Genomic DNA, 12122 nt, shown 5'->3' with positions numbered 1-12122 from the left:
TTTTTATCGATGGAACTTACTTTTGCACATTGGATGTATTTAATAGGGACATTAGTAATAATCGGAACCATGTTATTTAGACAGAACGTAGTAGTTCCGTCCATATTAGTTACATTTTTAGTAGGTTGGATTTTCAGTGGCTCTTTTACGTTTGGTTTACAAACAATCTTTAACGCAAGCTTAGTTGCCGCTGGTGAGCTTTTCAATATATTCCTCATAATAGCAATTATGACAGCATTGTTACATTCACTAAAATCGTTAGGAACAGACGAACAAATGATTACCCCATTTCAACGAATAATGAAAAATGGTCATATTTCATTTTGGGTAATCGTTTTTGTAACGTATGCAATCTCACTATTCTTCTGGCCAACACCTGCAGTCCCGCTAGTCGGAGCACTATTAATTCCTGTAGCAGTCCGTGCTGGACTACCGCCAATCGGTGCAGCGATAGCCATTTCTCTTGCAGGTCAAGGGATGGCATTGTCTTCAGACTATATAATACAAATTGCACCAACTTTAACGGCAACAGCAGCAGCTGTTGAAATTCATACCGTTGCAGATCGTGGTTTTGTGCTATCCATTATTACTGGAACAGTTGCCATTGTTCTAGCTTATATTTTAATAAGAAAGCATATTCAAAAGCCTTCCATTGACCATTTACACATATGGGAGAAAACAGAACAAACAAATGAAGATTTAAAAGAAGAATTAAATAACCAGCAACAAAAAAGTAAATATAGTCTACTTTTTGCAATCCTTGTTCCAGCTACGTTTTTAAGTGTTATTGCCTACATGGTATTAGCGAAATTTGTTACATCTATTCCTTCTATAGAAGGCGGTACAGGTGCTGCGCTTATCGGTGGTGCATCTGTTTTATTATTAATTGCTGCTTCTACATTTCGTAATGTTCGAACATCGCTTTCAAATGTAAGTGATAATTTAGTTAAAGGTTTCTTGTTTGCGTTTAAAGCAATGGGACCTGTTATACCGATAGCTGGTTTTTTCTTTGTCGGTAGTGGCGAACTCTCAGCTAAAATTTTTGGCACAGGTAGTGAGGAAACCCCTTCGTTTCTTTTCGATTTAATTCTAGCTGGACAAAATTTCATTCCTGAAAGTGCGTTTATTGCCGGTTTCGGAATATTATTAATAGGTATGATTACTGGATTAGATGGATCTGGTTTTTCCGGTTTACCTCTAGTTGGCGCTCTTTCTGGTGCTTTAAGTGACAGTGTAGGTGTAGATGCTGCAACATTAGCTGCAATAGGTCAAATGGGTTCTATTTGGGTTGGTGGTGGAACGTTAATAGCTTGGTCGTCTCTTGTAGCAGTTGCCGGCTTTGCAAAAGTACCAGTAATGGAACTTGTAAGAAAAAGCTTCATACCTGTTGTGTTAGGTTTGATTATCTCAACTTTTATAGGCTTGTGGATATTTTAATAGTAATAAAGGTTGATGTTCAAACTAGAATATCAACCTTTATTTACTAACATTAGCTTAATGATACATATTTATCGTGAGAATATGGAAAATAAGATTATATCAATACTTAAGGAGTTAACATGACCTTTTCACGTTTACAAATATTTTTTGTAGTTATCCTATTTGTCGGTATTTCAAATCATGTTTTAATTCTTCCTCACTTATTAGGAGTCGCAAAAAGAGATGCGTGGATAAGTGCAATTTTTGCTTATGTAATTATTCTCGTTTTAGGTTTTTTTATCTTTTGTATTATGAAATCTAATAAAGAAAAACTCATTTTATCTTTTTGGATTGAAAGAAGAGTTGGTAAATTTGTTTCTCTAGTTATTACTTTATTATTTGCATTTTTTATCCTATTAACAACTGTAATTTCATTCTACGATCTTATGCAATCTGTTAATATATATTTCCTTCCATTAACTAGCCCATGGATGATTATTGTTCCATTTTTACTTATAAGTGTTTGGGCGTCCTACAACAATCTACGGTCAATAGTTTATATATCCACTATTCTTTTACCGATAGTTGTTTTGCTCGGTTATTTTGTAGCCTTTGCAACGATGGGAGAAAAAGATTATTCGTTTATATTTCCTGTTCTTGTAGATGGTTATGGACAAGCGTTAAAAGGCACAATCCTTATTTTAGGGGGCGGTGTCGAAATTCTTGTTTTATTATTTTTACAACCATATTTAAAACAAAACTTTACTTACCTTCAAATTATAATTCTTATCACATTCCTTACAGGATTAATTTTCGGACCAACGCTAGGCTCCCTTTCAGCTTTTGGGCCAAATGTTGCTAGTGCGATGAGATTTCCAGCTTTTGAACAGTGGCGTTTAATAACTTTAGGAGAGCATATTTCACATGTTGATTTTTTAGCAGTTTTTCAATTTTTAGCTGGATGTATCATACGGATTTCATTAGGACTGTTTATTGTTACCGATATCGTGAGTAGTGCTACTAAGTTCAAGAAAAAGACTGTACTATTTATTTGTTCTTTCATCCTACTTCTATTCACGTTACTACCGATAAGTGATATTTTATTTCTTAAAATTGTTGGACAATTTTTTTACCCTATTACCGTTGTATTCGGCATATCTGTTACTCTTATTTTATGGATTTTTAGCTTTATAACACCTAAGAAAGGACCTTACAGTCATGAGCAGTAATGTAGCAGAATTAATTAATATGGATAGTTTACTCCATAAGTCTCTCTTACAAACGAATCAGCTAGAAACTCTTGTATCCCGATATGCGGATATTAAAGTTTTACATAATTCTAACATAAAATCGGTCATTGCTTTTTACTGTGAAGGCATGATTGACACACAACAACTTAATCATTATTACCAAGCTGTTTTGGATTATCTTGAAAATGAAAGTAAAGAAGATTCGTTAGAAGAATTACCGCCTATTCAAAAGCTTTTTACTAAGAAAGAAATGGTTGATCGAATGTTTAGCGGAGAGCTCCTCTTTTATAAAGAAGGAACAAACTATTTCTTGTCTGTTAATATTGCAAACATTCCCCAAAGGACACCAGAAGAGTCAAAAACAGAAGTTTCTATAAAAGGTCCACGGGATGGGTTTACTGAATCAATTTTCACGAATATTTCCTTAATACGAAAACGATTTAAAACAGACCAGTTATATAATGAGCAATTTGAATTAGGAAGTTTATCTAAAACAAAAGTCTCTCTTCTATATTTACATGATAAAGCGGATAAAAAAGTAATCAATGAAGTAAGAGAAAGATTAACCTCGTTCGAATCAGAAAGTGTTATTAGTGGCGCTCAATTAGAACAATGGTTATCGAACAAAACATTTTCTCTTTTTCCGTTATTCGACTACATAACTCGACCAGACTTTGCCGTTGAAAGTATGTTGCGTGGGCGCTTTATCATCGTAATAGATGGGTCTCCAATGGTTTTAGTCGGTCCAAGTAATATATTTTTACTCATTAAATCTCCTGAGGATGTTCATTTTCCATATTATTTTATAATATTTCAAAGACTGTTAAGAATAGTAGGTTTAGTTATTGCTATTTGCCTACCTGGATTTTGGTTGTCTATTTCAAGTGTTAATATCGATCAACTACCTTTTCCGTTACTTGCAACGGTAGTGTTATCTAGAGAGGGCTTACCTATCCCATTAGCTTTAGAAGCATTATTAATATTAATGCTTTTTGAGCTTTTGCGAGAAGCTGGTGTCCGAATGCCGACAGCTATCGGACAAACCATTTCAATTGTTGGGGGATTAATTATTGGAGATGCTGCAATTCGTGCAGGACTAACTTCCCCTACTATGATTGTCGTTATTGCCCTAACTGCCGTTTCCACTTATACATTAATTAATCAGTCTTTAACAGGGACGGTTACCATTTTAAGAGTTTACGTATTAATTTTTTCAGCTGTTTTAGGGATGTATGGTTTTTTTGTAAGTATTATTAGTATTTTAATTTACTTGTCACGACTAAGTTCTTTCAACATTGCATATTTAGAACCTTTATCTTCGTTGCAGTATAGAGAAATGTTATCTGCGTTTTTATTTAATCCATTTAGAAGAAAGAGGTTTTCAACATCGATGATACAGAAATGGAGGCGATAATGCTTGAAAAAAATGGTGCGTTTCAGCTTTTCGTTATTGATGATTCTCCTCCTAACTAGCTGTAATACTGACATTAAAGAAATACAAAACTTAAATTTTGCTACTGCGATTGGTGTTGATTTCCGAGACGACCAATACCATATTTATGTTCAAATGGAAAATTTCAATAATGTCGCAAAAACAGAAGGTGGTGATAGTTCTGAACCTCAAGTTTGGGTATCGGAAACAATTGGCGAAACTTTCATTGCTGGATTTTTTAAGGCATATGAAGCAGGACAAGAAAGAATTCTATGGGCACATGTTAACGCCATTGTTTTAAGTGAGAGCGCAATCGAAAAAGGATTTAATAATATTTTTGATGGTATAACAAGATATCACGAATTTCGATTAACACCATGGGTGTACGGCACTCAACTGCCGATTGAAGAAGTATTATCAACTGTTGGTTTTTATAATCAAACATCACTAGATACAGTTCTGCATAATCCATTAAGAATACATGAACAAAATTCTACAATTAGACCAATGCAGCTGCATAAATTAGTTCGGGAAATATTTGAACCTAGTTTCACTACGTACATCCCTTCTATTAGTATTGATACAGAACAATGGAAAAAAAGCTTAACACCTGAACCTAAGTTAAAAATAGACGGTGCTTACTTTATTCAAAATTCAAATTTCAAAGGATATTTTCCATATGAACAAATTAAAGGTATCCGCTGGCTAACTGAAGATACCGAACGAAGTTTTCTCCTCATTCCAAAAGATAATGATCCTCAGTTTTTAGTAGCCGTTTCAAGACCAAAACCAAGAATTGAAGTCGTATCCGCGAAAGAACTGTTTCAGTTTAACGTTTCAGTGAGGGCTGAAGGGGTTGTGAGTAACAGAATAACTAATGAAACACTACCTATTACAAAAATGGAAGAAGCAACAAATAAGATGATTGAAAAAGAGATTGAACAACTATATAAGTTAGGTGTAGAGAATAACATTGATTTTTTAAACTTGGAACATAACATTTATCGAAATTATACTAGAGACTGGAAACGGTTAGACAAGAGCTTGACTTTACAAGAGGATAATTTAACAGGAGTAACCGCTAATGTGAAACTAAGACATTCGGGAGCATTTAAAAATAAAATAATAAAAATGGAGCATATAGAATAAAGAACTCCGATAGGTTGCTAAGCCTTAGGAGTTCTTCTTATTATTAGATATGAATCGGTACACCTAACATTTCAGCAATATCTTCTTCTGTTAGGTGGATAGAATCATTTTCTTCTATCATTTGTTCTACTAAATTTTGTTTTTTCTGTTGTAATTCATTCATTTTTTCTTCAATGGTTCCTGCTGTTAATAGTTTTATTACTTGTACATCTTTTGTTTGACCGATCCGATAAGCACGATCTGCCGCTTGTGTCTCGACTGCAGGGTTCCACCATAGGTCATATAACACTACAGTATCAGCACCTGTTAAATTCAATCCTGTTCCACCTGCTTTTAACGATATTAAAAAGAAGTCTCGTTCGCCTTTATTGAAACGATTACATCGCTCTAATCTTTCTTCTGAAGGTGTTTGTCCATCTAAATAAAAAAATGACGTACCGTTCATTGCTAATTCTTTTCCTATAAGCTGTAACATTTTCGTGAATTGTGAAAATATCAGTACTCTTCTTCCTGTACGTTTGGCATCATTCACGATTTGTTTTAATTGTTCAAATTTAGAAGAAGTACCTTTATATCCGTCTACAAAAAGTGCAGGATGACAACATATTTGTCGCAGTCGTGTAAGACCAGCTAATATTTTTATTCTATTTTTTCTAATTGTATCTTTATCTAACTGCTTCAATGTGTCGTGCCTTAATTTCGCTAAATAAGCTGCATATAGTTTTTTCTGTTCTGGTAATAACTCCACTCGTTCAACTTGCTCTATCTTTTGAGGTAATTCTTGAAGCACATCTTTCTTTGTCCTTCTTAATAAAAATGGACGTATTCTTTTACTTATCGTCTTTTTCGTTAAATTATTATATTCTTTAAAGCTTTGAAACAGTTCAGGTAATATTACATGAAAAATAGACCATAATTCCACTAATGAATTTTCAATCGGTGTGCCAGAAAGTGCAAAGCGGTGATTTGCCTTCACTTTCTTTACAGCCTTTGCAGTTTGCGTATTTGGATTTTTAAACGCTTGAGCCTCATCGAAAAATACAGTATGGAATACTTGTTTGTCTAACCATTGTATTTCTTGTCTTAACAAAGGATAAGAAATGATTACTACATCTACCCCACTATTATTTTGTAACAAAGGTTGCCTTTCTTTTTTAGATCCATCAATAACGATTGCCTTTATTTGTGGTGCGAATTTTTGAATTTCGCTTAACCAATTAAAGGTCAGCGAAGAAGGACAAACAATTAATACTGGACTTTTACCTTCTCTAATAAGCTCAAGCTCTGAGGAAATAAACGTAATACTTTGTAACGTTTTTCCAAGCCCCATATCATCAGCTAAAATGCCACCAAAATGATGTTTTGCTAGAAGTTTCATCCATTTATAACCAGTAATTTGATAGTCTCTTAAAATCGAACGTAAATCTTCAGGTACCTCGAAACTTTCATTTTGTGGATGCACTAGTTTCCCAATAAATTGTTGAAACGATTTGTCTATAGAGATTGCCTCATCCGTAAGATTATCTACATATTTTAACCCACCTACAACAGGTAAGCCCCACTCATCGTCTGACTGTTTATACTCTTGGGGTATTGTATTTAAAAATGTTTGAATTTCATTAAATTCTTTTGTTTCTAATGAAAGTAACGAACCGTTTTGAAGACGATAATATTTTCGCTTTTCTTCAAGTGCTACAAGAAGTTCTTTAATCTCCCTATCAGCTATACCATCCATTTCAAATTTAAACTGTAACCAATTTATTCGGTCTTTTTTCATTTTTACATTGATTTTAGGTCGTTTATTTTCTCTGAAAATACGATTCCTAACAGCTGTTGTCGCATATATTTGTACGAGCTTTTTTAATGAAGGGAGAACGTGATATAAAAATTGATATTCTAACTCTTCGTTTTGTAGATAATAGCCTCCATCTGTTTTGGCAAATTCACTTTCTTCCATAATTCTTAAAATTTCTTCTTCCTTACCAACATCTCTTATAAACAAAGGTCCAAGTACTCTGTCGTTTTTATCTAGTGGATTTATAATTACATTTTCATAATGAAATTCTAAACCAACAAGTAATCGGTTTTTTAAGCGATCTAAAAAGAGTTTTGCCTTTAACGGAGTTTTCACTAACTTATCTGTTATGGATTCCGAAAATTGAATTGTTCCGAGCCTTCTTAAACCAGGTACTACTTTATCGATAAACATTGGTAGCTGTTCTTCTGATAAAGGAATGATATTTTTCCCCGTTCTATCAATCATTTTCACTAACTCTGATAATCGTACACAATCATCATTTTGTAAACGAATAAATTCCCCATTTACAAAAACGAATTGATACGACGAGAAAACATACAGATTTTGTATCCCGTCTATTATTAAAGAGTAATTTCCATTTTGCTGTCTTTCTAATGAAAATTTTAGATTGAGTGTCGCTTGTCCGATTCGAACCGGTACTGTTGTGACACTATTCACGATAAAAAGTGACGAGTGTATGTTAGAAAGAAGCATTAAAAGTTTTTCACCTAACGTAGGTGGAATAACTAATGTGTTTAACATCCCATCATTAACTTCATCGATATATATTTGTTTAACTTGTACTATTTCAAAAAGAAGCTGAAGTACTTTATCTACTTCTTTCGAAAAGCAATGTAGCGCTGGGTTATACGTAAAAGTGGAAGACAAGTTTGTCGGTACTCCATCTAAAGCATTTTTTATAAATTTATAAAGATTTTTAACGGTTTGCGAGCCAACCTTCATTTCTATACCGATCATATATTGCCCATCTTGAATTTTTATGGCTTTACAAGTAAAAGTAGCATTTTGTATTTCCCTATTTTCAAAATGTCGTTGGGAAATAGAATGTCTTTTTTCACTATTAAAAATATCGAATAAACTGTCCACATCATCATTATTGTCTCTTTTTGCATGAATGTACTGCTTATTTAGCATAAGAAGTACTGCTGCAACATGCTGGCACTCTTTTTTATAGGAAGCAAGTTTAGGACAGGTACAAGCAATCTTCAAGATTCTTTCATTTTTAACAGTAATCTCAACCTCAAAGTTTTCGTTTCCTGATATGGTTGCTCTTATTACGTTGTTCTCATTTTGTACAATAGTAACTTTTCCATCGCGGCAAAACGCCTCCCCACGTTTAAAGGAAGCATTACCGCACATATCTAAAATTTTTCTTTCATTTATCATTATCGACATGCGAAGAACTCCTTCATTTAGGGTAAAGGTAAAAAATCAATAGGTTGATTTTATCATACATCATCCTATCCGTGTATATAACAAGCATTGACTTTAGTCGATAAAAATATATTAGAAACGAAACATGACAAAAACACGTGTGGGTGTGGAAATATTTCTCAATAAATTGTAAAATAAATTCATACTATTCTAATTTTACACTATACATAGGGTGTATTTAAGAAAGTGGGTATTGTATGCATCGTAAAATATATTGGTCCCTCCTACTCCCATTTCTTGTTGGTAGTGCTATATTGCTTTTTATATTACCGGCAGGGAGGAAACATTACGTCTTCTTTTTAGCCATTATCTTTTGGTTAACATATTACTTTATAGGAAATGTAGGCAAAAATAAAAGCTAGCATTCTCTTAATGTTGAGAACACCAGCTTTTTTGCTTTATTTCATCCCAGTCAATGTAATCCCTTTTATTATATGTTTTTGTAAAAGGAAGAACACTAATATTAATGGTAATGCCGTTATTGTTGCACCAGCCATAATTAACTCCCATCTAGATTCAAATTCACCTGATGCAAAGAAAGATAATCCGACTGGTAACGTGTAAAGTGATGAAGAATCCGTCACAATAAGCGGCCATAAAAATGCGTTCCAGTTACTCAAAAATGAAAAAATAAACAATGCGGAAATTGCTGGCCATACTTGTGGGATCGCAACCTTTATAAATATTTTAAATTCACCGAGCCCATCAATTCTTGCCGCATCTAAAAGGTCATCTGGTATCGACTCCATAAATTGTTTCATTAAAAACACACCAAAACCAGTCATTAAACCAGGGAATAATAATCCCCAATAGCTATCTGTCCAACCAAATTCAGAACTCATTAAATACCAAGGAATTATTAACATTTCTGTCGGTACCATTAAAGTACTTAATATAGCTATAAAAATGATTCCTTTTCCTATAAATTTAAATTTAGCAATAATATAGCCTACTAACGAATCAAAGAATACGACACTAATCGTCGTAACAGTTGCGACTATAATACTATTTAGAAACCACTTCCCAAATAAGGAATCCAAAAAAATTCTTCGGTAGTTTTCTAAAGTAGGATTTTCAGGAATAATGCTAAGTGTGTATACGTCTAAAGCAGATTTTAAGGAGGTTGATACCATCCAAACGAATGGGAAAATCATGATTATAGACCCAAGAATTAATAGCGTATATACAACGAACGATTTTGTTTTTTTATCCATTTGATTTTCCCTCCTTTAATAATCAAATTTCTTCGATAGTACTTTCATTTGGAAAATGGTTAAGGCTAAAATGAAAAGGAATAATATAACAGTTGCTGCTGATGCTAATCCCATACTGTATTGTCTAAATGCTAATTGATAAATATAAACAACAATAGAAATCGTGGAATGTAAAGGTCCCCCTGCACTATCTACACTCATATTTACTACTTGTGTAAATGAAACCTGAATAAAGTTAATACTACCAATTACAACAGAGAAAACAATGGTTGGATTTAATAATGGCAATGTTATGCTTTTAAATTTATTCCAGCTATTTGCCCCGTCCACTTCTGCAGCTTCATAAAACATTTTAGGAATATTTTCTAAACCAGCTAAAAAAATTACCATTTGAAATCCTAACCCTTGCCAAATCATCGTTCCAATAATGATATATATCGCCTGATCTGGGGAATTTAAAAATAGTTGTGGCGGTATCCCTAAATTAACTAAAAATTCATTAATAATACCATTATTCATAAAAAGCCAACGGAAAACCCAACTAACAGCCACAATACTCGTTACATAAGGGATAAAATATATAACTCTAAATACACCGACAAACTTATTAATACGTTGTAACAATAGAGCAATAAGTAAACCGATTAATACTTGACCAGAAACACCAAATACAATAAAAATTACTGTGTTCCACAAAGATTTTTTGAAAATAGGATCATTCGCTAGTGTTACATAATTATCGAATCCTACAAAAGGCTTTTCTGGAGATAATATATTCCATTCTCTAAATCCTATATTAAACGTGTATAATGTCGGAGCTATTCTTATACAAATATAGAAAATTAGTGGAAGCAATAAGCAAAGGTAAACAAATAAATATTTACTTTGCTTTAGCGTTAAGCTAGGTCCTTTCCTTTTAATTTTGGGTGATTTGTGTGTATCCAATGATGGTTCTGCCATTACTTTACCTCCTCTAGAAAAGGGATACTCAATCTGTTTTTTTGTAAAAGTTATGTACTCTTTTTTTCTACCATCTTAAAAGAAGGACGATATTAACCGTCCTTCTTTATTTTGTACATGTGCTAGTTGCTTCCGCTTTTCTATTTACCGTTTAGACCAGTATTCATCAAATAGTGCTTGTGTTGACTCTACTAATTCTTTATATGCATCTTCTGGAGATACACTTTGAAGTAGAACTCTGTCGACTGCTTGAATAACAAGGTCTCTTTCTCGACTTTCATCTACAAAGAAATGGGCATTAGCATATGGAAGTTGCTCAATAAAAGCACCATATAATTCATGATTTAAATATTTATCTTGTAGCGCTACACTCTGTTTTGCTGGTAATTCTCCAATTTCATCTAACCATCTTTCCATTACATCTTCACTAGTTAAAAACTGCAAAAACTTAACAGATGCATCAAGTTTTGCCCCTTCTACCTTGGAAGTGATTCCATTACTCCAAAACGATGCTTGGGTTGCTTTATTACCATCCTTTGAAGGTAGTGGTGCAATCGCGTAGTTTAAGTCAGGTGTATCATTTTGTAATGTTCCAATACGGAAAGAACCATCAATATTCATCGCAGCGTTCCCAGTTTTAAATGCTGTTACATCATCTGTGTAAAAATTTCGTTCCCCTACTTCATGTTCTGTTACGAAATTTAACCAATATTTAAATGCCTCTAAACCAGCATTTGTTTGATCCCATTGGATAGTTTTTCGATCTTCACTTAGTCCTTGCCCGCCAGCTTGGTAAAGAAGAGCATCTCTAAACCAATGGTGCCCTTGTTGACTTGGTTCCCAAGCCATACCTGCTTGCGCTAAACGACCGTTATTATCTCTTTTTGTAAGTTTAATAGAATAATCTACTAACTCATCCCACGTTGCAGGTGGACTATTTGGATCTAATCCGGCTTCTTCGAACAGATCTTTGTTATAAAATAACGCGATTGTTCTCACAGCAGTAGGTATTGTCCAGTATTCTCCATCTAATTTCACAGACTCAACCATAGGGAAGAATTCAGATTCAATCGTTTCATGTGGAAATGCTTCCTTAGGTAATGGTTGTAAGTAACCTGAGTCAACATATCTTGGTACCCATCCGTAAAATAAATTAATAACATCTGGACCACGGCCAGCAGGTACTTGTGCTGCTACGCGCTCATTAAATTGGTCATATGGAAATGTTGTGTGCTTTACTTTAATACCTGGGTTTGCTTCTTCAAATTCTTTTATTAATTCATCAACTAATTTTACTTTAGAATCAAAATGATATTGCCAATACTCAATTTCTACAATGTCACCATCTTTTTCGCCAGCAGTCTCTTTGTCACCACTACAGGCAACGATAAACATACTTAAAGCAAAAAATAATACGAATAGAAATGCTTTTTTCATTTGCCATC

8 protein-coding genes are annotated in these 12122 nt (G+C 33.6%); 4 read left to right on the top strand and 4 right to left on the bottom strand.

The window, feature by feature from the left end:
* Positions 1-9: 9 nt before the first annotated feature.
* From O1A01_RS13095 to O1A01_RS13080, 4 genes are all read left to right on the top strand, one after another.
* Positions 10-1437, top strand: a complete 1428-nt coding sequence (locus O1A01_RS13095) for a hypothetical protein (RefSeq protein WP_066414210.1) — start codon at positions 10-12, stop codon at positions 1435-1437.
* A gap of 122 nt (positions 1438-1559) precedes the next feature.
* Entirely contained in the window at positions 1560-2648 is a 1089-nt protein-coding gene (locus O1A01_RS13090; protein WP_270064320.1) for a GerAB/ArcD/ProY family transporter, read from the top strand.
* Complete coding sequence (locus tag O1A01_RS13085) at positions 2638-4083, top strand: spore germination protein (RefSeq protein ID WP_270064319.1); 1446 nt, start codon at positions 2638-2640, stop codon at positions 4081-4083. Before O1A01_RS13090 ends, O1A01_RS13085 begins: the two co-directional genes overlap by 11 nt.
* 12 nt (positions 4084-4095) lie before the next feature.
* Positions 4096-5250 (top strand): Ger(x)C family spore germination protein, encoded by a 1155-nt coding sequence (locus O1A01_RS13080; protein ID WP_270066411.1) that lies wholly within the window; start codon positions 4096-4098, stop codon positions 5248-5250.
* A gap of 43 nt (positions 5251-5293) precedes the next feature.
* Here the strand turns inward: O1A01_RS13080 and O1A01_RS13075 are convergent, their stop codons facing one another.
* The 4 genes from O1A01_RS13075 to O1A01_RS13060 form a co-directional block, all read right to left on the bottom strand.
* Positions 5294-8464 carry a DEAD/DEAH box helicase gene (locus tag O1A01_RS13075; RefSeq protein WP_270064318.1) on the bottom strand — a complete coding sequence of 1057 codons (3171 nt, stop codon included), beginning with the start codon at positions 8462-8464 and terminating at the stop codon, positions 5294-5296.
* A 437-nt stretch (positions 8465-8901) separates the two neighbouring features.
* Entirely contained in the window at positions 8902-9717 is an 816-nt protein-coding gene (locus tag O1A01_RS13070; RefSeq protein ID WP_270064317.1) for a carbohydrate ABC transporter permease, read from the bottom strand.
* Positions 9718-9732: 15 nt separating this feature from the next.
* Positions 9733-10677: a carbohydrate ABC transporter permease gene (locus O1A01_RS13065; protein ID WP_270064316.1), complete on the bottom strand. Its 945-nt coding sequence runs from the start codon at positions 10675-10677 to the stop codon at positions 9733-9735.
* A 144-nt stretch (positions 10678-10821) separates the two neighbouring features.
* On the bottom strand, positions 10822-12114 hold the full coding sequence (locus O1A01_RS13060; protein ID WP_270064315.1) for a sugar ABC transporter substrate-binding protein: 1293 nt from the start codon (positions 12112-12114) through the stop codon (positions 10822-10824).
* Positions 12115-12122 lie beyond the last annotated feature (8 nt).

Source organism: Sutcliffiella sp. NC1, assembly GCF_027594365.1.
GTDB classification, from domain to species: domain Bacteria; phylum Bacillota; class Bacilli; order Bacillales; family Bacillaceae_I; genus Sutcliffiella; species Sutcliffiella cohnii.
The sequence above is the reverse complement of the archived record's forward strand: the minus strand, read 5'-3'. Positions and strand labels throughout refer to the sequence as shown.